The sequence below is a fragment of the Kribbella alba genome, assembly GCF_039529635.1.
In the GTDB taxonomy this organism is placed as follows: Bacteria; Actinomycetota; Actinomycetes; order Propionibacteriales; family Kribbellaceae; genus Kribbella; species Kribbella alba.
The window spans coordinates 232,728-257,013 of the sequence record NZ_BAAANE010000007.1; the positions used below are offsets into that span (position 1 = coordinate 232,728).

Below are 24,286 nucleotides of genomic sequence, written 5' to 3' on the forward strand. Positions count from 1 at the left end.
GATCTGGTGGCGTGGCGGTCCCGGACGTGGCGCGCAGCGGTCACGAAGCGGTGACCTTGAACACCAAACAGGGACCGCGGACACGAAATAACGTGTTCAAGGTCCCGACTACCTGTCCCAGGTCCCCACTCTTGGTCGGGGCCGCACCCACCCAGCCCTCCGCGGCCCCCCGCCGAAGGGCATCATCACGAACTACGGCTGTCGTACTAGCCGATGGCCTCGACCAAGGCCTTGTTGAAGACCGGGAGGTCGTCGGGCTTGCGGCTGAAGATGAGGTTGCCGTCGGTGACCAGTTCCTCGTCGACCCAGGTGGCACCCGCGTTGCGGAGGTCGGTCTTCAGGCTGGGCCAGGAGGTGACCGTGCGATCGCGCACCGCGTCGGCCTCGATCAGGGTCCAGGGGGCGTGACAGATGGCCGCCACCGGCTTGCCCGAGGCAACGAAGTCCTTGACGAAGGAGACGGCGGTCTCGTCGGTCCGCAGGGCGTCGGGGTTGGCGACGCCGCCCGGCAGCACCAGCGCGGCGAAGTCGTCGACTGACGCGTCGCCCACCGTCTGGTCCACCGGCCGCTTCTCGGAGGCGGTGAGGTGGTCGAAGGTCTGGACCTCGCCAGGCTGCGGGCTGAGCAGGACGGGCTGGTGTCCGGCGTCGGTGACCGCCTTCCACGGCTCGGTCAGCTCGACCCGCTCGATCCCCTCGGCGGCGACCAGGAAGGCGATCTTCTTGCTCTCGGACATGGTGTCTGCTCCCTTTCCTTCGCTCCGTTTGGCCGGTTGTGACCAGGTACAGGCCGCAGGTGCCCCAAACCACGCCGGATACACCCCCTGCCTGGACTGCTATCGTTGGCGGCAGCATGATCTGCCCCGGACCCGGCAGGACTCAGCAACTTCTGGACCACTGTTGAGCCACGGGAGCCGGGATGACGATTTACGAGAGCACGACACAAGCCAGGGGCAGCGACTTCGCCCCGCTGTTGCGGCAAGTCAAGGAATCAGGCCTGCTGGACCGGCGTACCGGTGGATATCTGCTCTCCATCGGCGTCAACCTGCTGTGCATCGGCGCAGTGGTGGCCGGCATGGTGCTGCTGGGAAACTCCTGGCTGCAACTGCTGCTCGCCATACCTGCCGGGATCTTCACCACCCGCGCAGCCTTCTTCGGTCACGACGCCGGTCATCAGCAGATCTGCCGGTCGCGTCGCCTGCACGACATCATCGGCCGACTGCACGCGAACCTGCTGCTCGGCATGAGCTTCAACTGGTGGAACGACAAGCACAACAGGCATCACGCGAACCCGAACCACGCGGACAAGGACCCCGACGTCGGCGCCGGCGTGCTGGCCTGGACGATGGACCAGGCCGCGACGCGCAAGGGCGTGCTCGGCTGGATGACCCGGCATCAGGCCGCGTTGTTCTTCCCGCTCCTGATCCTGGAGGGCCTGGCCCTGCAGGTCGCCGGCATCCGCTACCTGCTCGCGCGGCCGTGGCGCGAGACCCGGCTGGAGTTCGGGCTGATCGCCGCTCACCTGGTCTGGTACTTCGGGGGGCTGCTGCTGGTCATGTCGCCGCAGAAGGCGGCCGCGTTCGCCGGGCTGCACCTTGCCTTGTTCGGGTTGCATCTCGGCAGCGTCTTCGCCCCGAACCACAAGGGGATGGAGATGCTCGACGAGGACAGACACTGGGGCCACCTGGAGAAGCAGGTCCGCACCTCCCGCAACGTGAATGGGAACCCGTGCACGGACTGGATGATGGGCGGCCTGAACTACCAGATCGAGCACCACCTCTTTCCCAGCATGCCACGCGCCAATCTCCGCCGGGCCCAGGGGATGGTCCGCGCCCATTGCCTGCAGGTCGGGATCCCCTACCTCTCGACGGACATCGTCACGTCTTACGTGCAGGGTCTGCGCTACCTGCACGACGTGGGCAACCAGGGTTCCCCTCGCTGAGCCCCTGCCTGGCAGTATGGCTGCTGCGGGCCGATCGGCTTGTGCTGCTGAGAACGGGCTGAGCGTGGAGGTGCGTGGATGGCGGGGTTGGGACGTGCGCTGGCGGCGATTCGCCGGTCCGGCGTCCGGGGGCGGTCGACGGCCGCCGCGATCGCCGTCGTCGCGGTCGGCCTGGCGGTCGGCGCGGCGGTTCTGCTCCTCCTGCTGCAGCGCACCCTGGTCACCAGTGTCTCCGACCAGGCGGAATCGCGGGCGTTCGACGTGGCGAGCCAGATCTCGGAGGAAGGCCAGACCGGACTGGCCCGGGAGCTGATCGAGAACACCAAGCCGACCCAGCTGATCCAGGTCGTCGACCAGCAGAACCGGGTGGTCGCCAGCTCGTCACCGAAGACGAACGAGGTGGCGCTCACCACCACGCGACCGCCAGTTGACGTGACGGTCATCAACGAGGTCGGCGACATGCCGCTGATCGACAGCGATCACGACCACCTGATCGTTGTCCGCGGCACCGACTATCAGGGGAGCCGGTACACGGTCATCGTCGCCTCGTCGCTGGAGACCCAGCGCGACACTGTTGCCACCGTCACCACCTATCTGCTGCTCGGCTTCCCGCTGTTACTGGCGCTCGTCGGCGTCGCGACCTGGGTGTTCGTCGGGCGGGCGCTTCGCCCGGTGGAGCGGATCCGGCGCCGGGTGCACGGGATCGGTGTCGAGCAGCTGGCCGACCGGGTCCCGGTGCCGGCGGCCGACGACGAGGTCGCCCGGCTGGCCGTGACGATGAACGAGATGCTCGACCGGTTGCAGTCCGGTCAGGAGACGCAGCGGCGGTTCGTGGCCGACGCGAGCCACGAGCTGCGCTCGCCGATCGCCAGCCTGATGGCCGCGCTGGACGTGATCAGTGCCGATTCCACCGGCCGGTCGAGTCTCGAGCTGCACGAGGTCATGCAGGCCGAGACGGACCGGATGCGCAGACTGGTCGAGGACCTGTTGCTGCTTGCCAAGGCAGACGACACCGGTCTGCAGATACAGCGCACCGATGTGGACCTCGACGACCTCGTCGGCGCCGAGCTCCGTCGGCTGCGGAGCGCGGGCGGCCCCGAGATCGAGGGCGTCGTACCGGCTGTCCGGGTCACGGGCGACGCGGACAAGCTGAGCCAGGTGATCCGGAACCTCGCGGACAACGCCGTCCAGGCATCCCGGAGCAAGGTCCGCTTCACGCTGGCCGAGCAGGACGGTACGGCGACGGTCGAGGTGGAGGACGACGGCGACGGGATTCCCGAGTCCGAGCGGGAGCGGGTGTTCGAGCGGTTCGTCCGGCTGGACGCGAGCCGGACCCGGCAGAGCGGTGGCTCCGGGCTCGGCCTCTCGATCGTCCAGGAGGTCGTCCGCGGGCACGGCGGCACGGTGGAGGTCAGGGACTCCCCGCTCGGAGGTGCCCGGTTCGTGGTCAGTCTGCCGGTGCGGGTTGGACAGGCTCCGGTAGCCGCCGGGTGAGGTAGGCGATCGTCACCACCACCGCGAGCCAGGTGACCGCGATGGTCCAGCCCGCCAGCACGTCGGTCGCCCAGTGGTAGCCGAGGTAGACCCGGCTCAGACCGATGCCGATGCTCAGCAACAACGCCGCCGACGCCACGGCGATCCTGGCCGGTGTCGACCGCAGGCCCGCCCAGACCAGCCCGGCGACCATCCCCCAGAACACGGTGGAGTTCAGCGTGTGTCCGGACGGGAACGCGAACCCGTTGTCGACCGGGCCCAGGACGAAGGTGATTCCCGGCCGCTTGCGCTCGACCAGCGCCTTGATGCCGTAGGTCAGGGCCGCTGAGCCCGCCATCGCGAACAACAGCAGGAAGGGCGCCCGCAGGGTGTGCGTCCAGCGCCACAGCAGCGCCGCCGCGATCAGCATCAGGACGATCAGCACGGGCACATCGCCGAGGAACGTCAGCAGATGCGCGATGGCGGTCAGCGGAGTCGTCCGCACCGAGACGGCATCCGACGTGAACTCAGGATCGAAGGCAGCCAGCCCGTCCGACTCCGTGGCGGCGTCGGCGAGACCGATCACGCCGAGCGTGCCGGCCACCGTCACGATGCCGCCCGCCACCGGTACGGCGTACCGGTGGCGGAGTGGTCGGGTGCTGCGCTCGTGCGTCAAGGTCATTCCTCAGCCACCTTCGCTGTCCAATCGGTAGCCCATCCCACGCACGGTCTCGATCGCGTGCCGGTTGAACGGAGCGTCCAGTTTGAGTCGGAGGTAGCGGATGTAGACCTCCACCACGTTCGGGTCCCCGTCGAAGGCGGGGTCCCAGACACTTTCGAGGATCTCCATCTTGCTGACGGTGTCGCCGCGGTGCCGCATCAGGAATTCCAGCAGCCCGTACTCACGCGGCGTCAGCACGATCTCCTGCCCGGCCCGCTCGACCCGCCGCCGGGCCGGGTCGAGGGTCAGGTCGCCGGCCACCAGCACCACCGGGCGCTCAGGTCCGCCGCGACGGATCAGCGCCCGCAGCCTGGCGACCAGGACGAGGAAGCTGAACGGCTTGGTCAGGTAGTCGTCCGCGCCGAGGTCGAACGCGTCCGTCTGGTCGTACTCGCCGTCCTTGGCGGTGAGCATCAGGACGGGTGTCCAGACGCCTCGCTCGCGGAGTTGCTCGAGCACCTTGTACCCGTTGACCTTCGGCAACATGATGTCGAGAACGACCACGTCGTAGTTGTTCTCGGTCGCAGCCCAAAGGGCATCTTCGCCGTTGTGCACGAGTTCGACCACGAACCCGGCGTCGGTGAGCCCACGGCGAACCGTGTCGGCCAGCCGCACCTCGTCCTCCACCATCAACACCCTCATGACCCCAGTCTCAACCCACCGCGCTGAGAATGCGCTGAGTGACCCGGAAGGACCTGATCACCGGTCACTGAGAGTGGCGAACAGCTCGGTGGCCGGGTTCGCGGGGGAGCGGCCGTGCTCGACGAACCACTCCTGGCCGAGCATACGGCGGAAAAGCCAGGGCGGGAGCTTGAGCAGCAGGGACAGAGTCCGCGCGCCTTCGTCGGAGCTGGCCTGGCTCGCGTGCGCCTCGAACGCGCGGCGCTTGGCCTCGGCGTACGCGCGCACGTCGATGCGGTGGGTCAGGTCCTCGCGGGCCGTGTATGCGGCATCGTAATCGCCGGCATGGACGTCAGGCAGTACTCCGGGGACCGCCTCGACGATCCGGATCAACCGGCGGATCAGCGCCCGGTCGATCGTTGCCTCCAGCACCAAGGGGGTACCGGCCAGCCGGGCCGCGTAGAGCCCCGCGGCGTGCACCTGCACATGGTCGGGATGGCCGTAGCCTCCGGCCGGGTCGTAGATCGTCAGTGCGTCCGCCTGCTCTTCGCGCAGCAGCGCCGCCAGCGGCGCGGCCGCCTCCAGTAGCGGTAGTCGGCTGAAGCTGCCGTCCGGTGCTTGCTCCGAACGGGACCAGCCGGAGTCGGGGAAGCTGAAGCGGACCACCCGTGCGCAACCGAGCGCCGCGGCGGATCGATCCAGCTCGTCCTTGCGGCGCGCGGCGAGGTCCGACCGGTAGGCGGAGGCCGCGAGGCCTGCTTCGCCGTCGGTCGCCACCGCGAGCACGACGCGGTGCCCCTCGGCTGCGGCGCGTGCGAGGGTACCGCCCATCAGCAGGGCTTCGTCGTCGGGGTGTGCGTGGAACGACACCAGGGTGAACGGCACCTGCTGAGCATCGCACGGCGATCCGGGCCCGGCACAGCGGCTCTCAGCGGCCTCTCAGTGACCTCATTCCACGATGGTTCAATGACGAACGGCGCGGATGCAGATCCCCGGTCAAGGACAGCCGGCAGGACCCGGCGGATGATCACCTCAGTGCTGACGGGCATTGCGACGCTGGCGCTGGTCGTCCTGCTTCCGCGTGCCGTCGGGACCAGTTGGGCGACGGTCGGAGGCATCCTCGGCCGGATCTCGCTCACCGGCATCGCAGCCCTGACCGTGGTGTGGATAGCCGGTCTCTGGGCGCATTCGTTCGTGCTGGCTGCTTCTCTGCCGGGGCTCTCGAAACGCCGGGGGCTGACCCTGAGTCTGACGGGCAGTGCGGTCGCGAACGTGCTGCCGCTGGGTGGTGCGGCCGGCACCGGACTGAACTTCGCGATGACCCGTCGCTGGGGTTTCACCTCGGCAGCGTTCGGAGGCTTCCTCGCCATCACCACCCTGATCAACGTCGTGGCCAAGCTGGGCGTGGTCGCGGTGGCGCTTGCCCTGACTCCGCTCGCACACAGCGCCGCCGCACTACCCATCGGCCGGACCGGTCTGCTGCTGCTGCCCGTGCTTGCCGCGCTGGCGGGGGTCGTCTGGTTCCTGGCCGGCGCGGAAGCCGCCGCGACCACCGGCCGGGCGCTGGACCGGCTGATCGGCGTGTTCCGACGCCGATCAGCCCTGGCGACCTCCCTGCCAGAGCTCAGGTCCTCCATCCTGCGAGTGTGCCGGCGCGGGTGGCGGCCGATGACGCTCGGCATGATCGCCTATCTGGTGCTGCAGCTGGCTTTGCTGTGGTTGTGCTTCCACCTGCTCGGGGTGTCACTGCCTGTCCCGGTCCTGATCACGGGGCTGGCCGTCGAACGCCTGCTCACGCTGATCACGATCACGCCGGGCGGCGCGGGCGTGGTCGAAGTCGGGACCACGGCCGCGCTGGTGGCGCTCGGGGGTGATCCGGCTGCCGTCGCGGCCGGGATCGTCCTTTTCCGCGGGTTCACCTACCTGCTGGAGATCCCGGTCGGCGGCGTGACGCTGGGGATCTGGCTGCTGCGCGATCGTCGGCGTACGGGCGGCCGCGGACGTACGGCGGTGGCGGCGTGAAGATCGCACTCGTCAGCGACTGCTACCTGCCGCGGCTGGGCGGGATCGAGATGCACGTCCACGATCTCGCGGTCCAACTGCGCCGCGCCGGGCATGCCGTCACGGTGTTCACCATCACCGACTCACCCTCGCACGCGAGCGACGTGCCGGTGGTCCGGCTGCCTGCCCTCGGTGGGTTGCCGATGGCAACCGAACGGCTGCGCGAGGCGCTCGTCCGCGATCATTTCGACGTCGTGCACGCGCATACGTCGCTGTTCTCGCCGCTGGCCTGGAGTGCCGCGCGGATCGCGGCCGCGGAGGGCCTGCGGGCGATCATCACCATGCATTCGCTGCCCGCGGCCGGGGGAGTGCTGGTGCCCCTGTTGCTGGCCGGTCTGGATCGCGGATTCGGGCCGAGCGTGCGGTGGACGGCGGTCAGCGAAGTGGTGGCGAACTCGCTGCGTCAGGCCCTGCCGGGCCGCAAGGTCGAGGTCTTGCACAACGGGATCGATCCGGCGCCCTGGCGTGAGCCTGAGCGGCAGGACCACGTGTTGACCGTGGTGAGCACCATGCGACTCGCACGGCGGAAACGGCCGGGTGCCCTGCTCCGCACGCTGCAGAACATCCGGAAGCAGCTTCCCGACGACATACCGCTCCGAGCCGTTGTCGTGGGCGCTGGTCCACAGGCTCCGGCTCTGACGCGGGTTGTCCGGCAGCGCGGGATGGAATGGGTCGAGCTGCCCGGCCGGCTGACCCGGTACGAGATCCAGCAGCTCTACGCGGCAGCGGACATCTACCTGGCCCCGGCTGAGCTGGAGTCGTTCGGAGTCGCCGCGCTGGAGGCCCGCTGTGCCGGCCTGGCCGTGGTGGCGATGGCCTCGGGCGGGGTCGGTGAATTCGTCCGGCCGGGGATCGAGGGGTACCTGGTCGACAGCGACCGGGCCATGGCCGAGGTCACTGCCGGACTGCTGACGAGCCCGCTGACGTTGCGGAAGATCCAGGAGCACAACAGGTTCACCGACCCGTCGATGACCTGGGAATCGGTGGTCGCCGCGCACCTGCGCGCCTACCGCTCGATTCCCGCTCAGCTTGCTCTCAGCGAGGACTTCCTACCGTCGATCTCATGGACTTCCCGACGATCGTGGAGCTTGACCGATGAACCTGCTCGACCCGCAAAGCTTGCTCTCCCAATTGGGGCCGTGGGCCGTGCTGCTGGTGATGTTCGCCGAGACCGGTCTGCTGATCGGATTCTTCCTCCCGGGTGACTCGCTGCTGTTCACGGCCGGGCTGCTGACCACGACCGGGATCCACCTCTCGCTCCCGCTGACGCTCGTCTTCGCTCCGCTCGGCGCGATCGCCGGGGCCCAGGTCGGCTACCTGATCGGCCGGCGGTTCGGACCGTCACTGCTCGAGCGCCCCGGTCGACCCCGGCTCGCGCAGGCCGCGCAACGCGCCCGCGAACACCTCGAGTCGTACGGCGTGGGCCGCGCGGTGGTGCTGGCCCGCTTCGTCCCCGGCGTCCGCACAGTGATGAATCCCCTGGTCGGCGCCTTGCGGATCGACGCCCGGAAGTTCACCCTTTGGCAGGTCGCCGGTGGGGTGGTCTGGACGGTCGGCCTGGTGCTGGCCGGACATCTGCTCGGGTCGCAGATCCCGGGCGTCGACAAGTACCTGCTGCCGATCATCGCGGTCATCATCATCGTCTCGCTGATCCCGGTGGGTCTGGAGATTCTGCGTCAGCGGCGGGGATCCAGGCCGATCGCATGAACCCGGACGAACCTACCGTGGCGCTGTCCGGCTGGGGCCGGGCGTCACATCGACAGGGCCTGGTCCGGCGCCCGGTCTCCGACGAGGACCTGGTTCGCGTGGTCCGGTCGGCCTCGCACCTGACGGTTCGCGGCGCGGGGCGCAGTTATGGCGACGCCGCGCTGCCGGAAAGCGGGACCGTGCTCGACATGACCGGCCACGACCGGGTGCTGTCCTTCGACGAGGGCATCGGCGTGATCGTGGTCGAGGCAGGTGCTGTGCTGGCCGACCTCGTCGACCAGACCCTGCCGCTGGGATGGCTGCTCCCCGTCCTCCCCGGTACAGCCCGGATCACCGTGGGCGGGGCGATCGCCAGCGATGTCCACGGGAAGAACCATCCAGGTGCGGGATCGTTCGGCCAGCACGTGGTCTGGCTGTCGCTGCTGCACCCGGACGGCACGACCAGCGAAGTCTCGGCGGTACAGGATCCCGACGCCTTCTGGGCGACGATCGGTGGCATGGGTCTCACCGGCGTGGTCCTGCAGGCGGCGATCCAGCTGCAACGGGTGGAGACCGGCTGGGCATCCCAGCGCCGACGGCGAACCCGCTCGCTCGACGAGACGATCGACGTACTGCGTGAGCTCGCGACCCGGCAGGAACTGGACCCGAACCTGCATGTCGTGGCCTGGCTGGACGCACACGCGCCCGGGCGGCGACTCGGCAGAGGAGTGATTGACGAGTCCCGGCCGGCCGGGCTGGCGGAACTCCCGGCATCCCTGCAGCGGCTGCCTGATCGGCGCCGCGTCACGGCACGCAGGGCGATGCGATCGCTGCCCGGACCTGGCGTGGTGTTCGGCGCCACGATCGCCGCGGCCTCGGCTGCGCGCTGGCATCTGGCCGGCGCCCACGATTGGGGCCTGCTGCCGTTGACCTCTGCGTTGTGCCCGCTCGACCGGGCGGATTTCTGGCCTGCCGCCTTCGGCCGCCGCGGATTGATCCAGTACCAGTTCGCCATTCCCGCGGACGCCACCGAGGTGCTGCTCCGCGTACTTGCCTGCCTGCTCGGGCGGCGGATGGCGCCCGCGCTGGCGACACTGAAGAATCTGGGTTTCGGCACCGCCGGCCCGCTGTCGTTCCCGATCCCCGGCTGGACGTTGGCCCTCGATCTGCCCGCGCGGTGGGTCCAGGACGGCGACAGCCTGCGCACGATCGACGCGATGGTGGCCGAGGCCGGCGGAAGGGTCTACCTGGCCAAGGATTCCGTGGTCGACCCGGCGCTGATCCCGACGATGTACCCGCGACTGGAGACGTGGCGTCGCACGCAGGCCCGCCTCGATCCGGGGCGGCGGTTGACCTCAGCTCTGGCCCAACGTTTGGATCTGCTGCCATGAATCGTGGAACCGCCTTGTTGGTAGGAGGTTCGTCACAGATCGGCATGGCCGTGCTGATCGAACTCCTCGGGCCACCGCCGCGTCGCGTAGTACTGGCGGGACGGCCGAGCGAGGAACTGTGGGAGAACGCCGAGAAGCTGCGTGATCTCGGGTATCACGTCACCACCACCCAGTACGACGCGGCGTTCCAGGCGGACGAGATCGAAGGAATGCTGGAGCATGTCGTCGCCGACAACCAGCTGGGGCTGGCGGTCGTCGCGGTGGGGTCGATGGCCGGGAAGTCTTTCGCAGAGGGCCTTGTCGTCAACGGGCTGGCTGTCGCCGCGCTGGTCGAGATCCTCGTCCGGCGGATGAGTGCGGCCGGCTCCGGGCAGTTGGTGCTGCTCTCGTCCGCCGCGGCGGCCAGACCACGCACCGCGATCGCGGCGTACTCGTTGGGTAAGCAGCTCGCGGACTCGACCGCTGTGCTGCTTGCTCCCCAGGCCGCGGCTGCTGGAGTGCGCATTCTCGTCGTCCGGCCGGGATTCGTGGCGACACGGATGACTGACGGGCTCACGCGGCCTCCACTGTCGTCCACTGCGGCGCAAGTGGCTCAGCGAGTCGCGCAGACGCTTCCCGGTCAAAGCGTCGTCGTGTGGGTGCCCAAGCCAATGGGGCTGGTGGTCTGGCTGCTCCGCCGTCTGCCGAGCCGATTGTTGCCGGAAACCCTACGCTGACAGGGTTTTCTCCGGAACTTCTCAGGATGTATTCGGTGTACTGGAAGCATGAAGCAATCGCTCCCGATCCCCGCGAAGAAGGCCCGGCGCCGCCGGCGCCGACGGTGGATCGCGCTCGGCATCTGCTTGCTACTGGTGGTGCCGGCCATTTCGTACGTGCGCGCCCTCCTGTATCCCGGTAACGCCACGTTCGCCGTCCGGTCCGTCGAATGGGTCCGAGACCATGGTGGCGGCAAGATCATCGACACCATCGAGACGTGGAAGTACTCGCGCCAGGCGCCGCCCGCAACCGGTAATCCGAGTGACATCCCGGCGGCTGGAACGGCGGCTGGAACGGCCGGGAAAGCCGCGCCGACGCCAGGTCAGCTCGCCGGCCTGCCGAAGGTCAGCCTGCTGCCGGGCGTGAAGCCACTCGCCCACGAAGGTGTCTGGAGTCCGGCCCGGCAGGGCGCGGGAGGCAAGTCCCTGTTGTGGACCACCTGGGTCCGCCCGGATCCCGGGCACCTGCCGGTGACAGCGGCCGCGGCCCTCATCCCGCAGGGCTCCGACATCGTCCGGCTGATGCCGGGGACCAGAGAGCCGGTGGTGGGAATGGCTTCCAAGAACGGCTACTCGGTGCCGAGCAGTGCCGTGCCGGGTCTGGTCGCGGTGTTCAACGCCGGCTTCAAGATGCATGACTCGAAGTCCGGCTGGTACACCACAGAGGCGGGGGCTGCTGTCCCGCTGGTCGACGGTCGCGCCTCGGCGGTGATCGACCGCAACGGAGTGGTCCGGATCGGCGCGTGGAACCAGACCGTGCGGATGAGCCCCGACGTGGTCGCGGTCCGGCAGAACCTCGACATGGTGATCACGAACGGCAAGATCGCCGGCGGTCTGGCCGACAACGCGACCGGCGCCTGGGGGAGCACCCGCAGCCAGTTCGAGTACACCTGGCGCTCCGCCCTCGGAACCGATGCCAAGGGCAACCTCATCTACGTCGCCGGGAACGGCTTGACGCTGGCCACACTGGCCTCGGCCATGCACCAGGCCGGGATCGTGAACGGGATGGAGCTCGACATCCACTCCGCGATGGTCAGCTTCAACATCGAGCAGCCGGTCGGCAATCTGTCCGTCAACAACCGCAAGCTGCTGCCTTCGATGAGCTCGCCGGCCGATCGCTATCTCCAGGCCGACCAGCGAGACTTCTTCTACGTCGTGGCCCGCTGATGACCGACCTGCGCAAACCGCCGGCCGTACTGCGGACCACCCGTCATCGCTTGCCGCTGCTGAAACTCAGCCGGCCGCAGCAATGGCACAAGGGCGCGATGCTGTTCGCCGCCCCGGCCGCCGCGGGCGTGATCGATCAGCCGACAGCACTGTTGCGGGCGACGGTGGCGGCGATCGCGTTCACGTTGCTCTCGATCGGGATCTATGCGTTCAACGATGTCAGGGACGCACCGGATGATCGCCGTCACCCACGCAAGCAGTACCGGCCGGTGGCCGCCGGTCTGATCAGCCCGCCGGTCGCCTTGATCTGGGGTGGCGCAGCGGCCGTCGCTGGCCTCGCCACTGCGGCATCTGTCGGCCTACCGACTCTGGGGCTGGGAATCGCCTACCTTGTCACGCAGCTGCTCTACGTCTACGGCCTCAAGCACGTCGCTGTGGTGGACGTGGTCGTCGTTGCCCTCGGCTTCGTACTGCGGGCCGCGGCCGGAGCCACCGCGGCACGGGTGCCGGTGTCGAACTGGTTCCTGCTGGTCTCGTTGTTCGGCGCCCTCTTCCTGGTCGCCGGCAAGCGGCGGGCGGAATGGGCCGCGGCAGATGCACGGAGCAGGCCGGTGCTGGCTGCCTATTCGTCCGCGTGGCTGGACCAGCTGACGACGGTTGCTCTACTCGGGACCTCCCTTTCCTATGGCCTCTGGGCGTTCCAGTACCTGGGTCACGACGTCTTCCGCGAGTTGCTCGCGGTGTCGTTCCTGCCCTTCCTGACCGGCCTGTTGCGCTACGGCCTGCTGGTCTCGAGCGGACGCGGTGAGCTGCCGGAGCACGAGATCTTCCGTGATCGCGTTCTCCTCGTCGCGGGCCTGTCCTGGGCTCTCCTCGTCGGCGCCGGGTTGTACCTGGCCTAGTTGTCGAGGTCTGGGTCGTCGGGATCCGGCATCAGGATGCTGAAGGTGGTCGGTGCCGTGCTGACCAAGGTGAGACGTCCACCCTGCGACTCGGCCAGATCACGGGCCAGGCCCAGGCCGACGCCGGAACCGGCCCGGCTGACCCCGCGCTGGAAGAGGTCGCTGGACCCGTCGGCGATGGCGCCCTCGTCAGCGACGTCGATCGCGACCGCCCCGAAGGCATCCCGGATGGTGACGAGCACCGTGCCGTGGCCGTGCACCCTGGCGTTGTCGATCAGGACGTCGAGGATCTGCTGCCAGGCGTTCAGGGGGACCTGGAGCAGCCCCGTCCCCTCCTTCGCGACGAGATCGATCCGGCGCCCCTGCCCGGCCAACGACTTGTGCCACCGATGACGCAGTTCGGTGATGAGTTCGTCGACCGTGCCGAGCTGGGCCGCATCCGGCTTCTGCGGCTTCAACCGGGACAGCGCAAGCACCTGCTCCACTGTGCGCTGGAGCTCGCCGGACTGCCGCAAGGCCTCCTCGAGCGCCTCGCGATGATCCGCGGCCGGATCGTTGACCGCGGACTCCAGTCCGAGTTGCAGGCCGGCAAGGGGCGTCCGCAGTTGGTGTGACGCGTCGGTGGCGAAGTGGCGTTCGTGATCCAGGACGGCGGCGAGCCGGGTCACCATCGCGTTCTGTGCCCCGGCCGCCGCATCGATCTCCGGGATGCCGCTCGGCGCCGCGCGGGCGGTCAGGTCGCCGCCGGCCACCGACCGTGCGGTGTCGGCCAGCGATTCGAGCGGTTTGCTCAAGCGCCGTGCCTGTCGCACTGCCACCGCCACCCCGACCAGGAGCGCGAGCACGGCCAGCCCCGCGACACCCAGCCAGGCCAGCAGGATCCGGTTCCAGATTCCGCTGGTCGGCGAGGACGCTCGAACGACGCCGATGACGCGTTCGGAGCTGGCGACCGGGACCGCGACCACGAGCTCGCCATTCGCACGACCCTGCGTCACCACGCCGCCCAGTGCCGATCTCGTCGTCGCGTCGGCGACGGCCGGACCGGCGCCCGCCCGGAACTTCAGCGACCGGTCGTACACCGCGACCCGCCCGTCGGTGATCGGAGCCGGCAACTCGAGCGGATCGCCGACCGCGATGTCCGGTCCGACCTGAACCGCGGCAGCCAGCGCCGCACGCTCCAGTTCGGTGCGTTCGTCGGCGAAGTAGGAGATTCGGATCCCGACGCCGAACGGCACGGCCAGCAGCACCAGAGCAACCGCTACGGCGACGATGGCGACCCTGCTGACTCGCTGTCTCATGGCTCCATCATGGTGGCTCGATCGACCCACCGGCACACTTTTGCCTTCCTCTAACCCGAGGCAGGCCAACCGCTTACCTGCTCCTGCCTAGCGTCAACTCCATGAAGATCAGGCAACTAATAGTCGTTCCGCTCGCCGTGGTGACGCTGACCGGATTCGCCAGCGCCTGCAGCAGTTCCGGCAGTTCGGGCTCGGCGGCGTCCACGCCGTCCACGGCTCCGACGTCCCAGGCGAGCACTCCGTCGACCAGCACCACGCAGCCGCCGACCGGGTCGGCCACGACGCCTCCGAACCCGGTCGCGACCGAGTCGAACCCGCCGGGTGACATCCCGGACAACCAGGCGTACGTCGCCTTCCAGCCGCCTGGTGGCGGCTACTCCGTCAAGGTGCCCGAAGGCTGGGCCCGCAGTACGGCGGGCGCGGTCACCTCGTTCGGCGACAAGCTCAACCGCATCCAGGTGGGCGCGACGGCCGCGACGGCGGCACCGACCACGCAGTCGGTCAGCAGCCAGCTCGTGCCGGCGCTGCAGCGGCAGGTGCCCAAATTCGCGATGGGCAAGGTGAGCGAGATCTCCCGGCCCGCCGGCAAGGTCGTGCTGGTCACCTACCAGGGTGACTCCAGCCCCGATCCGGTCACCGGCAAGGTCGTCCGCGACGCGTTCGAGCAGTACCTGTTCTTCCAGAATGGCAAGTTGGTCACCCTGACGCTGTCCGGACCGACCAACGCGGACAACGTCGACCCGTGGAAGATCGTGTCCGAGTCCGTGCGGTGGGCGTGATGACCGAGGCCCTGCGCTGTCAGGACCTGTACCGCTTCTTCCGGGCCGGTGACGAGGAGACCCTTGCGCTGCGCGGGGTCAGTCTGCAGGTGGCTCGCGGCGAGACGGTCGCGGTGGTCGGTCCGTCCGGCTCGGGCAAGTCGACCCTGCTGGGTTGCCTGGCGGGTCTGGACGAGCCGGCCGGGGGAGCGGTCACGATCGGTGGCGAGCAGATCAGCCACCGTCCCGAGCCACTGCGGGCAAAGATCCGCAGCCGGCGGCTCGGCATCCTGCTGCAGTCCGGCAACCTGCTGGCTCACCTCGACGTGAGAGACAACATCCGGCTCGCCCAGGCCGCGGCCGGCCGGAAGCCGTCGCGGTCTCCGGAGAGCCTGCTCGAGGAGGTCGGCCTGAGCGGGCGCGGCCGCGCGATACCGACCGAGCTGTCCGGTGGTGAGCTGGCCCGGGCCGGACTTGCGGTTGCCCTGAGCAACGAGCCGGACGTGCTGCTGGCCGACGAACCCACCGGTGAGCTGGACGGACAGACCGAGCAGGTCGTGCTGGAACTGATCCGGTCGGGAGCCCGCCGGGGTCAGGGTGTCCTGCTGGTGACCCACAGCGCGGTGGTGATGCGGATCGCCGACCGCGTGATCGAGCTACATGACGGACGGATCGTCGCATGACTGAACAATTTCTGACCCCACCCCACCACCCCGGTCAGGTGGTCCGCTGCGTTGACGCGGCCAGGACGTTCGGGCACGGGGACACGGCCGTCGTCGCGGTTCACGGCTGCACCTGCGAGGTCTCCGCCGGGGCCCGGATCGCCATCACGGGCCCTTCGGGCTCGGGGAAGTCCACCCTCCTTCACCTGCTGGCAGGTCTCGAAGCACCAACGAGCGGGGAGGTCAGCTGGCCTTCCTTCGGGTCGACCGCGGTCGAACGGTCCCGCGACATCGCTGTGGTGTTCCAGGGCCCGAGCCTGCTCCCCGCTCTCGACGTACTGGAGAACACGATGATGGCTGCCGTTCTCACCGGGACGGACGAAGCCACTGCGAAGGAACGCGCGCTCGCGGCTCTCGAGATCGTCGGAGTCGCCGCCCTGGTGAACCAGTTGCCCGAGACGCTCTCGGGTGGCCAGGCGCAGCGGGTCGCCGTCGCGCGGGCCCTGACGCTCCGGCCCCGGTTGCTGCTCGCGGACGAGCCGACCGGGCAACTCGACGCGACCACCGGCCGCCACGTCATCAACGTGCTGTTCAAGGCCGCTGATGAAGCCGGCGCCGCTCTCGTCATCACGACCCATGACCAGGCCGTCGGCGATCGGTTCGACGAGCAGTGGGAGATGCGCGACGGCAGACTGTTCACGCCCGTCAAGGGAGAGCTCCTGTGATCGCACTCTGGCTCGGCGGCCTGGTCCGTCGACGTGGTGGCCGACTGCTCGCCACCGCCGCTGGTGTCTCCTTGTCCGTCGCCTTGATCGCAGCGCTCGGCGCCTTCCTGACTGCTTCACAAGCCACCATGACAGCCCGTGCTGCCTCCTCGGTCGCGGTCGACTGGCAGGTCGAGGTCCAGCCCGGCGGCGATCCCGCCGCCGTCCTGAACACGGTCCGTACGACGCCAGGAGTCGGTTCGGCGGAGGCGGTCGCCTTCGGCCGCACCACCGGATTCGAGTCAAGCCTCGGCGGATCCACCCAGACCACCGGGCCAGGCGTCGTCCTCGGCCTGCCGCCCAACTATCGCAACGCGTTCCCGGGGGAGATCCGGCAGCTCACCGGGCGGACGGACGGGGTGTTGCTGGCCCAGCAGACGGCGGCGAACCTGCACGCGGCGCCTGGTGACACGATCTCCATCGGTCGCCCGGGGCTCGCTCCGGTCAAGGTGCAGGTGGCCGGCGTCATCGACCTGCCGCAGGCGGACTCGCTGTTCCAGAAGGTCGGAGCGCCGCCGCAGTCCCAGCCGTCGGCGCCACCGGACAATGTCCTGCTGTTGCCGCAGGCAACTTTCCGGCAGCTGATGGCGCCGGCCGCGGCGACGGATCCCGCGGCCGTGACGACGCAGATCCACGTGCGCCGGAACGCAACGCTGCCGAGTGCACCCGCGAGTGCCTACACGACCGTCATCGGGGCTGCTCACAACCTGGAAGCCGGGCTCGCCGGTGCCGGGGTGGTCGGCAACAACCTGGGCGCGGCCTTGGGCGCGGCCCGCAGCGACGCGTCGTACGCGCAGATCCTGTTCCTCTTCCTCGGCGTGCCCGGCGCGGTGCTGGCGGCTCTGCTGACGGCGGCTCTCGCAGGCTCGGGCGCGATCCGCCGGCGGCGTGAGCAGGCCCTGCTCAGGGTTCGTGGACTGCGGTCCGGTCAGGTGATCGGTCTGGCCGCGATCGAGGCCGGACTGGTCGGGCTCGGCGGCGGTCTGCTCGGCCTCGCGCTGGCGGCGATCGTCGGACGAGTCTCCTTCGGGGCAGCCACGTTCGGAGCCGGCGCCGGATCCACGCTGCTGTGGTTCGGGATCGCCTTGCTGGCGGGACTTCTCGTCGCCGCTGCCACCGTGCTGGTACCGGTTCTGCGTGACCCGAGGACCGGCACGGTCAGTGAGGCGCGTCAGCAGGTCGGGCAGGTCAAGAACCCGCTGTGGATGCGGCTCGGCCTGGACTTCGTGTTCCTGGCGATCTCCTTGCTGGTTTTCTGGGCCTCGAGCAACAACAACTACTCGTTGGTGCTGGCGCCCGAGGGAGTGCCGACCATCTCGGTGTCCTACTGGGCGTTCTTCGGTCCCGCTCTGCTCTGGTTGGGTGGTGCCCTGCTGCTCTGGCGGCTGTCCGCGCTCGCGTTGCAGCACGGACGACGCCCGCTGACCCGGCTGGTCCGGCCGATCACCGGCACGCTGGCCACCACGACCGCGGCGAGCATGTCGCGGCAACGCCGCCCGCTGATCAGGTCGGTGGTGCTGCTGGGGCTGGCGATCTCGTTCGCGGCGTCCACGGCGACCTTCAACTCGACGTACAAGCAGCAGGCCGAGGCCGATGCGATGCTGACGAACGGTGCCGACGTCACCGTCACCGAGTCGCCCGGGGTGATCGTCGGACCGGATGCGGCGAAGCAGTTGACCGCGGCGAGCGGCGTGAAGGGAGTCGAACCGATCCAGCATCGGTTCGCCTACGTGGGGTCGGACCTGCAGGACCTGTACGGCGTACGGCCGGCGTCGATCGGCGGAGCGACCGCCCTGCAGGACGCGTACTTCGTCGGCGGGACGGCCCGGCAGTTGATGGACACCTTGGCCAAGCAGCCTGACGCGATCCTGGTCAGCGACGAGACGGTGAAGGACTTCCAGCTGTCCCCGGGTGATCTGTTGAAGCTCCGGCTGCAGGACAGCAAGACCAAGGCGTTCCGGAGCGTGTCGTTCCACTACGCCGGGATCGTGAAGGAGTTCCCGACCGCGCCGAAGGACAGCTTCTTCGTCGCGAACTCCGACTATGTGGCACGGGCGACCGGGAGCAACGCCGTCGGCGCGTTCCTGGTCGACACCGGCGGCTCCGGGCAGCAGGCCGTTGCCACCCAGTTGCGGCAGCAACTCGGCGCGTCGGCCAACGTGACCGATCTGACCCAGGTCCGGTCCAAGATCGGTTCGAGCCTGACATCGGTCGATCTGTCCGGGCTCACCAGGTTCGAGCTGGTCTTCGCCATCCTGATCGCAGCCGGGGCGGGCGGTCTGGTGCTGGCCCTCGGGTTGGCCGAGCGGCGGCGGGCGTTCGCCATCGCGACCGTCCTCGGAGCAAGTCGACGGCAGCTGCGTGGGCTGGTGTTGAGCGAGGCGATCACCGTCACCGTCGGTGGGCTGATCGGAGGTGGTCTCGTCGCCTGGCTGCTGGCACGGATGCTGGTCAAGGTCATGACCGGTGTCTTCGATCCGCCGCCGTCCGCGATCGCGGTGCCGTGGCTCTACCTGATGGCGACGGTGCTGGTCGCGGTAGGCGCCATTCTGGCCGGCGCGCTGGCCAGCGCTCGCGGCTCCGCGCGGCCGCCGGTGGAGGAACTACGCGAACTGTGACCGGTTTTCTCAGCGTCAACTCAGCGAACAGGTCCTACCGTTGGCTAGGTGGGGATCAGCAGCGACCGGCGCGTGGTGGTCGTCGTCGAGGACGACGAGACGATCGGCCGCCTGCTGGACCGGGCTCTCGAGAGCAACGGGTACCGGTCGTTGTGGTTCCGTGACGGGCGCTCCGGCCTGGCGGGAGCGCGCCGCGAGCAGGCCGAGGTCGTCCTCCTTGACCTCGGCCTGCCCGATCTGGACGGCATCGAGGTCGCGCGCCGGCTCAGGTCGGAGCTGCCGGAGCTGCTGCTGGTCATCCTCACCGCCCGGAGCGACGAGATCGACATCGTTTCCGGCCTGGACGCGGGGGCGGACGACTACCTGCTCAAGCCGTTCAGCCTCACTGTCCTGTTGGCCAGGTTGCGGGCCCACCTCCGGCACCGCTCCACCTCGCGCACCGGCGGGCCGGTGCGGATCGCTGACCTGGTCCTCGACGGCGCCGCCCGGCGGTGCACTGTCGGCGGTGCCGAGCTGGCCTTGCGGCCGAAGGAGTTCGAGCTACTCGAAACGCTTGTGCAGAACGCCGGTTCGGCGGTTTCGCGGGAGGACCTGATGGCCAGGGTCTGGGACGAGAACTGGTTCGGGTCGACCAAGACGCTCGATGTCACGATGGCCTCGCTGCGCCGGCGGCTCCAGGAAGCGGGGGAGGCGGGCCAGGTGCCCGCGAGGCTGCCGACGCTGAACACGCTCCGGGGTCACGGCTATCGGCTCGACCCACCCGACGAGCCGCTCTGACGTTCGCGCGGTATTTGGTTCAGACGACGTAGCCGCTCTCATCCAGGCGGGTGATGATCAGGGCGCCTGGGGCCGGGAGCCTTGGGCTATGAGTGAAGCGAGGGTCACTGCGCTGGGTCATGCCGGGTTGCGTGTCGACGCGCCGGGAGTCCGCTTGCTGGCTGATCCCTGGTTGTCTCCGGGCGGTGCCTTCCTCGGCGCCTGGTTCCCGTTCCCGGACAACTCGCACCTGCTGACGCCGGACCTGCTCGACGTGGACCTGGTCGTCGTCTCGCACGAGCATCTGGACCACCTCGACCTCGACCTGATCGCCGGCCTGCCCGCACAGATCCCGGTGGTGATCCCGCGCTATCCGTCCACCATCATGCAGCGCCGGCTCCGGGCGATAGGCCGCACCCGGGCCGTCGTACTCGATGCCTGGCAGCGGTATCCGCTCGGTGACGATCCGGACGATTGGCTGACCGTCATCCCTGAGCAGTGCCCGATGAGCCACGACGCCGCCGTCCTGATCAAGGTCGCCGGGCGGAGCGTGCTGCACACGAACGACGCGCGGATCTCGCTGGCGCAGACGCGGCGCGCGATGGCCGAGGTGGGCGGGGAGTTCGACCTGATGGGTGTGCAGATGTCCGGCGCCAGTTGGCACCCGGTGCGCTACGAGTACGACGAGGCCGAGCGGGAGCGGATCTCGACGATCAAGCGGATCGGCAAGTTCAAGGCGGTCACCCGGCTGCTCCGTAGTATCCAACCGCGGCTTGTGATGCCGTACGCCGGGCCGCCCTGCTTCCTCGACGACGACCTGTTCGAGCTGAACAGCGGCCTCCGCCCAGGTGGCATCTTCCCGGACCAGGGTGAGGCGCTGGCGTGGCTTGCGGAACGCCTTCCGCAGCAGCCGGGCGTCTGTCTGCTACCGGGCGACGCGGTCGGGCTGGGTGACCTCGAGGTCTTCCGTGATCCGCACTGGCAGGAGTTCTCGCTCGAGGCCGGTGTGCGAGAGCGACGCCGCTACCTGGAGGCCTATGCCGCCCGACGCCGACCTGCGATCGAGGCCGCCTGGGCCGCGAACCCGTTGCCGGCCGCGGGCTTCGCGGAGAGGTTCAAGGCGCACTTCGAGTCGCTGGGCACGCTCTCAGAGTACTTTCTGGCCCGGATCGGTATGACCGTCCGCTTCGAGGTGTCCGGGCCTGGCGGGGGTGTCTGGGACGCGCACATCGGACCTGATCGGGTATGGGTCGAACTGGACGGCGGGGAGGGGCACGCCGACTACCGGCTGGTCCTCGACGGCCGCTGGCTGGACGGTGTGATCTCCGGCCGCACCCGCTGGGAGGAACTCCTGCTGTCGCTGCGATTCACCGCCCGGCGGCAGCCGGATCGCTACAACGACTATTTGGTCGGTCTGCTGAAGCACGCCGACCGCGCGGCGCTCCGAGCCGTGGAGCGGTTCGAGGATGCCCGTGATCCCGAGGAGACCATCGAGATCACCGTCGGTGGCGAGCAGTTGCAGGTGGGCCGGTTCTGCCCGCACGCCGGCGAAGACCTGGCTGAGACCGGGGTCGTCGTCAACGGCGTCCTTCGCTGCCTGGGGCACAACTTCGAGTTCGACCTCACCACCGGCAGTTGCCTCAACGCCCGCTGCGAGCCTTTGGTCGTGAGACCTGCCTACATCTCCGAGGCTGTCTGATTGCCTTCAGCCACGCGACTCCGGCTGCCGCTGGTGTAGCAGGCGCTGCTGTCGAGGTGTTGGACGCGCAAACGCAGCCTCACGTTGGGCTGTGGACAACTCAGTCCTTTTCACCAGCTCTGCGTCCACAGGTCTACGGTTGCTGTGGACAACTTGGCGGGTTTCGGTGCCTCACGGAATCCCTTATCTATAACGGGTTCTCGGCACAGAAACTGTCGGCGGCCCCGTCTACAGTTATCGGTATGGATCTCGTGGAGATGCGGCCGGTGTGGTCGATGAGTGGCAGCGAACAGCTGACCGCCCTCGACGCGCTGTACGACGAGATCAGCCGGCTGGAAACCTACCGGCTCCAGGTCCTGGCCGGCTTCGACGCCGGCGGCCACGCCAAGGAGCTCGGCGCCCGCGACACCGCCGAACTCGTGTCGTTTCGGCACCGCCTCGACAAGGCCGACGTCCGCCGCGACCTCAAACTGGCCGCGGCGCTGCCCAAGTACGAACTCGTCTCCGCCGCCCTGCCCACCCCCGGCCTCGACGGCGACGAGCCTGGCAGCGAGCGCGACCCCGCCGCACCAGACAGCGACCAGACCGGCGAGGACCAGACCACCGGTGACGAGCAGGCCGACGAGGAGAACGCCGACGGCGCCGCGGGTGGGGACGTTCCGGTGCTGCTGCATTTGGCGCAGGCGAGGGCGATTGTGTCCGCGTTGGAGAAGGTCCCGACCACGGTGCCGGTGGAGGATGTGGTCGCGGCGGAGGAGCAGATGGTGCGGGCCGCGCGGCACCTGCCGCCCGGAGATCTGCGCGACCTCGGCCGGCAGATCCTGGAGTTGCTCGACACCGACGGACCCGAACCGGCCGAGGACAAGGCCTACGCCCGCGAGGCGTTCTGGATGAAGAACGCCGACCACGGCCTGAAGTTCGGCGGGTTCCTCGCCAACGAGAACGCCGAGTTGCTCAACACCCTCATCGACGCCAACGCCAAACCGCACAAGACCATCGACGGCGAACAAGACCCCAGATCCCGTGACAAGCGGCAGGCCGACGCGTTGACCACGGTGCTGAACGCCGCCGCCGGTGCCGGCACCACCGGCCACGGCGTCATCAAACCCCACATCACCGTCACCATCGACCTCACCGACCTCCAAAACGCCGTCGCCGCCACCAGCAACGGCAACGGCGAGAACGCCGAAGGCAGCGGGAACGGCGGGCTCGGCGGGCCCGGCGGGCCGGGCGGGTTTGATGGGCTGGGTGCCCTCGACCACACCAACCCGGGGTTCGGCCGGTTCGTCTACGGCGGCAACCTGTCCGCCGCCGCCGTCCGGCGGCTGGCCTGCGACGCGGGCGTCGTCCCGATCATCCTCGGCTCCGACTCCGAACCTTTGGATGTGGGGAAGGAGGAGCGGTTCGTCAACCGGGCGATGCGCCGCGCGCTGAACTTCCGTGACAGGGGCTGTGTCGTGTGCGGTGCACCGCCGATCCAGTGCGATGCCCACCACCTGATCCATTGGATCGACGGCGGCCCGACCGCGATGTGGAATCTGGTCCTGCTCTGCCGGGCCCATCACATCCAGATCCACCACGGCCACTGGACGATCACCATCACCGGCGGCCGCGTGAATGTCACCCGACCCACCTGGGCCGAACCCGGCCGCCTCCCACGCCTCAACCGCCGACGACCACCCGGCGCACCTGAACATGGCGCGCCCGGTTCACCCGATTCAGCCGGCGCGCCCGAGTCTTCCGGCGCGCCCGGCGACGAGGGACCACCGCGCCCTGCCCCGGCCTGGCCGTACACCAGCGACATCCCCTGGATCACCCCCGAGGAAACCGCACGCCTCAACCCTTGGGGCGACGAACCACTCCACGCCACACCCGCGCGCACCCCAAGCAGCGCAGCGACCGACACCACCTGGAAGGCGCCCTGGGACGACGACCACGACACCGGATCCCCCGGCCCGTAAACCCCACGCCAAGTCGCCCTCCCGCGACCTTGACTGACGCCGGTCCGGGCGGCGCATCGAACACCACCGGCCAGAGGATCGTGTTCGGGCTGTGCAAGGCGATCACGTCGCCATGCTGGATGCCGAGCTCGGTGAAACCGGCCGCCACTACGGGGTTGCAGGAGCCTGCTCTCCTCATACCGTGCGGCGCCGCCGGCGGCGGGCAGCGACCGTGCGGCGCCCGCCGGCGGGTGCGGGCACGGAACCACCCCGTTATCGCGGAAGAATCCGAAGTACCTTCACCTACCCGCAGCGCTAGAGGCACGAGGTGCCCTGTCGTCATTGAGCGGCGAGGGACTCGCGTGGACCGGAATCCGCTGGACGGGGCGCTGGAGGTCGGCGGCGCCGATTACGAAGAGGGCGGTGAGGGCCAGGTAGTGCAGGGTGCGGCCGACGGTTGGCCGGTCGAGGTACTCGCGGTCGGCGGCCACGCGGAGGGGGACCAGGACCTCCAGGTAGTAGGACTCGACATCGGGCCAGTCGGCAGGAGGGACAGCCGAGCGTTCGCGGTAGTAGAGCTGGGCGGGCCCGGTCAGTCCCGGCCTTGCCATCAGCACGGACCGGCACGACGAGGGATATCGCCGGGCCAGGGCGTCGCTCTCGGGGCGCGGGCCGACCAAGGTCATCTGACCGCGCAGCACGTGCCATAGCTGGGGGAGTTCGTCGATCGCGGTCCGGCGTAGGAAGGCGCCGAGCCCGGTGATCCGGGCATCCGCCTGGGCGGTGACTCCGGGGCCGGAGGCTACCTCTCGCATGGTTCGCAGCTTGTAGAGGACGAACCGCCGGCCGTGCTCGCCGACCCGGGACTGGTTGAAGAACACCGGGCGGCCACTCGTCAGCAGGATCAGCCCTGCGATGACTGCAACGAGAGGCAGCAGGACCACCAGCGTGACCGCCGCCACGACGATGTCCAGCCCGCGCCGCGCGGGGCCGACTGCACCGTAGCCAGGTCGAACTTCGCCGCGGTGCCGGGCCGGGGCGCGGAGACGGCTGCTCAGTGACATGGTCTGCT

At 69.1% G+C, this 24,286-nt stretch carries 22 protein-coding genes; 16 read left to right on the forward strand and 6 right to left on the reverse strand.

The genetic code is table 11. The features are described 5' to 3' along the window. Positions 1-206: 206 nt before the first annotated feature. Positions 207-737 carry a type 1 glutamine amidotransferase domain-containing protein gene (locus ABD210_RS19105; RefSeq protein ID WP_344113057.1) on the reverse strand — a complete coding sequence of 177 codons (531 nt, stop codon included), beginning with the start codon at positions 735-737 and terminating at the stop codon, positions 207-209. Between the two features lie 182 nt (positions 738-919). Here ABD210_RS19105 and ABD210_RS19110 point away from each other — a divergent pair, with 182 nt between their 5' ends. Both ABD210_RS19110 and ABD210_RS19115 read left to right on the forward strand, forming a co-directional pair. After that, complete coding sequence (locus ABD210_RS19110) at positions 920-1,942, forward strand: fatty acid desaturase family protein (RefSeq protein WP_344113058.1); 1,023 nt, start codon at positions 920-922, stop codon at positions 1,940-1,942. Positions 1,943-2,020: 78 nt separating this feature from the next. Beyond that, complete coding sequence (locus ABD210_RS19115) at positions 2,021-3,436, forward strand: sensor histidine kinase (protein ID WP_344113059.1); 1,416 nt, start codon at positions 2,021-2,023, stop codon at positions 3,434-3,436. Here the strand turns inward: ABD210_RS19115 and ABD210_RS19120 are convergent. Genes ABD210_RS19120 through ABD210_RS19130 form a run of 3 tightly spaced genes read right to left on the reverse strand, consistent with a single transcriptional unit; the run spans position 3,390 to position 5,642 of the window. After that, on the reverse strand, positions 3,390-4,097 hold the full coding sequence (locus ABD210_RS19120) for a phosphatase PAP2 family protein (protein ID WP_344113060.1): 708 nt from the start codon (positions 4,095-4,097) through the stop codon (positions 3,390-3,392). The two genes, ABD210_RS19115 and ABD210_RS19120, sit on opposite strands and share 47 nt — an antisense overlap. Before the next feature lie 3 nt (positions 4,098-4,100). Then, on the reverse strand, positions 4,101-4,778 hold the full coding sequence (locus ABD210_RS19125) for a response regulator transcription factor (RefSeq protein WP_344113062.1): 678 nt from the start codon (positions 4,776-4,778) through the stop codon (positions 4,101-4,103). Between the two features lie 57 nt (positions 4,779-4,835). Further along, on the reverse strand, positions 4,836-5,642 hold the full coding sequence (locus ABD210_RS19130; RefSeq protein WP_344113063.1) for a PIG-L deacetylase family protein: 807 nt from the start codon (positions 5,640-5,642) through the stop codon (positions 4,836-4,838). Between the two features lie 138 nt (positions 5,643-5,780). Between ABD210_RS19130 and ABD210_RS19135 the strand changes: the two genes are divergently transcribed. Genes ABD210_RS19135 through ABD210_RS19165 form a run of 7 tightly spaced genes read left to right on the forward strand, consistent with a single transcriptional unit; the run spans position 5,781 to position 12,719 of the window. After that, positions 5,781-6,779, forward strand: a complete 999-nt coding sequence (locus ABD210_RS19135; protein WP_344113064.1) for a lysylphosphatidylglycerol synthase domain-containing protein — start codon at positions 5,781-5,783, stop codon at positions 6,777-6,779. After that, positions 6,776-8,023, forward strand: a complete 1,248-nt coding sequence (locus ABD210_RS19140) for a glycosyltransferase family 4 protein (protein ID WP_344113065.1) — start codon at positions 6,776-6,778, stop codon at positions 8,021-8,023. Before ABD210_RS19135 ends, ABD210_RS19140 begins: the two co-directional genes overlap by 4 nt. Beyond that, positions 7,977-8,525: a DedA family protein gene (locus tag ABD210_RS19145; RefSeq protein ID WP_344113067.1), complete on the forward strand. Its 549-nt coding sequence runs from the start codon at positions 7,977-7,979 to the stop codon at positions 8,523-8,525. Before ABD210_RS19140 ends, ABD210_RS19145 begins: the two co-directional genes overlap by 47 nt. Continuing rightward, positions 8,522-9,895: an FAD-binding oxidoreductase gene (locus tag ABD210_RS19150; RefSeq protein WP_344113068.1), complete on the forward strand. Its 1,374-nt coding sequence runs from the start codon at positions 8,522-8,524 to the stop codon at positions 9,893-9,895. Before ABD210_RS19145 ends, ABD210_RS19150 begins: the two co-directional genes overlap by 4 nt. Next, positions 9,892-10,611 (forward strand): SDR family NAD(P)-dependent oxidoreductase, encoded by a 720-nt coding sequence (locus ABD210_RS19155; protein WP_344113070.1) that lies wholly within the window; start codon positions 9,892-9,894, stop codon positions 10,609-10,611. Before ABD210_RS19150 ends, ABD210_RS19155 begins: the two co-directional genes overlap by 4 nt. Before the next feature lie 48 nt (positions 10,612-10,659). Then, complete coding sequence (locus ABD210_RS19160) at positions 10,660-11,817, forward strand: phosphodiester glycosidase family protein (protein ID WP_344113071.1); 1,158 nt, start codon at positions 10,660-10,662, stop codon at positions 11,815-11,817. Then, positions 11,817-12,719, forward strand: a complete 903-nt coding sequence (locus tag ABD210_RS19165; RefSeq protein WP_344113073.1) for a decaprenyl-phosphate phosphoribosyltransferase — start codon at positions 11,817-11,819, stop codon at positions 12,717-12,719. The genes ABD210_RS19160 and ABD210_RS19165 overlap by 1 nt, the downstream gene beginning before the upstream one ends. Here the strand turns inward: ABD210_RS19165 and ABD210_RS19170 are convergent. After that, complete coding sequence (locus tag ABD210_RS19170) at positions 12,716-14,017, reverse strand: sensor histidine kinase (protein ID WP_344113074.1); 1,302 nt, start codon at positions 14,015-14,017, stop codon at positions 12,716-12,718. The genes ABD210_RS19165 and ABD210_RS19170 overlap by 4 nt on opposite strands. Before the next feature lie 101 nt (positions 14,018-14,118). Between ABD210_RS19170 and ABD210_RS19175 the strand changes: the two genes are divergently transcribed. The 7 genes from ABD210_RS19175 (at position 14,119) to ABD210_RS19205 (ending at position 23,235) form a co-directional block, all read left to right on the forward strand. After that, positions 14,119-14,796: a hypothetical protein gene (locus tag ABD210_RS19175; RefSeq protein WP_344113075.1), complete on the forward strand. Its 678-nt coding sequence runs from the start codon at positions 14,119-14,121 to the stop codon at positions 14,794-14,796. Continuing rightward, positions 14,796-15,458, forward strand: coding sequence for an ABC transporter ATP-binding protein (locus ABD210_RS19180; RefSeq protein ID WP_344113078.1), 663 nt, complete (start codon positions 14,796-14,798; stop codon positions 15,456-15,458). The genes ABD210_RS19175 and ABD210_RS19180 overlap by 1 nt, the downstream gene beginning before the upstream one ends. Further along, positions 15,455-16,162, forward strand: coding sequence for an ABC transporter ATP-binding protein (locus ABD210_RS19185; RefSeq protein ID WP_344113079.1), 708 nt, complete (start codon positions 15,455-15,457; stop codon positions 16,160-16,162). Before ABD210_RS19180 ends, ABD210_RS19185 begins: the two co-directional genes overlap by 4 nt. Then, positions 16,159-18,819 (forward strand): ABC transporter permease, encoded by a 2,661-nt coding sequence (locus ABD210_RS19190; RefSeq protein ID WP_344113081.1) that lies wholly within the window; start codon positions 16,159-16,161, stop codon positions 18,817-18,819. Before ABD210_RS19185 ends, ABD210_RS19190 begins: the two co-directional genes overlap by 4 nt. Before the next feature lie 48 nt (positions 18,820-18,867). Then, positions 18,868-19,596, forward strand: a complete 729-nt coding sequence (locus ABD210_RS19195; RefSeq protein WP_344113083.1) for a response regulator transcription factor — start codon at positions 18,868-18,870, stop codon at positions 19,594-19,596. An 88-nt stretch (positions 19,597-19,684) separates the two neighbouring features. After that, positions 19,685-21,274: an MBL fold metallo-hydrolase gene (locus tag ABD210_RS19200; protein WP_344113084.1), complete on the forward strand. Its 1,590-nt coding sequence runs from the start codon at positions 19,685-19,687 to the stop codon at positions 21,272-21,274. 242 nt (positions 21,275-21,516) lie between these two features. Continuing rightward, entirely contained in the window at positions 21,517-23,235 is a 1,719-nt protein-coding gene (locus tag ABD210_RS19205) for an HNH endonuclease signature motif containing protein (protein WP_344113085.1), read from the forward strand. A 278-nt stretch (positions 23,236-23,513) separates the two neighbouring features. Here ABD210_RS19205 and ABD210_RS19210 read toward each other — a convergent pair whose 3' ends face one another. Beyond that, a complete protein-coding gene (locus ABD210_RS19210; RefSeq protein ID WP_344113087.1) occupies positions 23,514-24,278 on the reverse strand; it encodes a sugar transferase in 765 nt (254 codons plus the stop codon). Between the last annotated feature and the right edge of the window lie 8 nt (positions 24,279-24,286).

Coding starts and splice junctions, on each gene's coding strand:
- ABD210_RS19105 (WP_344113057.1), bottom strand. CDS start 737: ATGTCCGAGAGCAAGAAGATCGCCTTCCTGGTCGCCGCCGAGGGGATC.
- ABD210_RS19110 (WP_344113058.1), top strand. CDS start 920: ATGACGATTTACGAGAGCACGACACAAGCCAGGGGCAGCGACTTCGCC.
- ABD210_RS19115 (WP_344113059.1), top strand. CDS start 2,021: ATGGCGGGGTTGGGACGTGCGCTGGCGGCGATTCGCCGGTCCGGCGTC.
- ABD210_RS19120 (WP_344113060.1), bottom strand. CDS start 4,097: ATGACCTTGACGCACGAGCGCAGCACCCGACCACTCCGCCACCGGTAC.
- ABD210_RS19125 (WP_344113062.1), bottom strand. CDS start 4,778: ATGAGGGTGTTGATGGTGGAGGACGAGGTGCGGCTGGCCGACACGGTT.
- ABD210_RS19135 (WP_344113064.1), top strand. CDS start 5,781: ATGATCACCTCAGTGCTGACGGGCATTGCGACGCTGGCGCTGGTCGTC.
- ABD210_RS19145 (WP_344113067.1), top strand. CDS start 7,977: ATGTTCGCCGAGACCGGTCTGCTGATCGGATTCTTCCTCCCGGGTGAC.
- ABD210_RS19150 (WP_344113068.1), top strand. CDS start 8,522: ATGAACCCGGACGAACCTACCGTGGCGCTGTCCGGCTGGGGCCGGGCG.
- ABD210_RS19155 (WP_344113070.1), top strand. CDS start 9,892: ATGAATCGTGGAACCGCCTTGTTGGTAGGAGGTTCGTCACAGATCGGC.
- ABD210_RS19160 (WP_344113071.1), top strand. CDS start 10,660: ATGAAGCAATCGCTCCCGATCCCCGCGAAGAAGGCCCGGCGCCGCCGG.
- ABD210_RS19165 (WP_344113073.1), top strand. CDS start 11,817: ATGACCGACCTGCGCAAACCGCCGGCCGTACTGCGGACCACCCGTCAT.
- ABD210_RS19170 (WP_344113074.1), bottom strand. CDS start 14,017: ATGAGACAGCGAGTCAGCAGGGTCGCCATCGTCGCCGTAGCGGTTGCT.
- ABD210_RS19175 (WP_344113075.1), top strand. CDS start 14,119: ATGAAGATCAGGCAACTAATAGTCGTTCCGCTCGCCGTGGTGACGCTG.
- ABD210_RS19180 (WP_344113078.1), top strand. CDS start 14,796: ATGACCGAGGCCCTGCGCTGTCAGGACCTGTACCGCTTCTTCCGGGCC.
- ABD210_RS19185 (WP_344113079.1), top strand. CDS start 15,455: ATGACTGAACAATTTCTGACCCCACCCCACCACCCCGGTCAGGTGGTC.
- ABD210_RS19200 (WP_344113084.1), top strand. CDS start 19,685: ATGAGTGAAGCGAGGGTCACTGCGCTGGGTCATGCCGGGTTGCGTGTC.
- ABD210_RS19205 (WP_344113085.1), top strand. CDS start 21,517: ATGGATCTCGTGGAGATGCGGCCGGTGTGGTCGATGAGTGGCAGCGAA.
- ABD210_RS19210 (WP_344113087.1), bottom strand. CDS start 24,278: ATGTCACTGAGCAGCCGTCTCCGCGCCCCGGCCCGGCACCGCGGCGAA.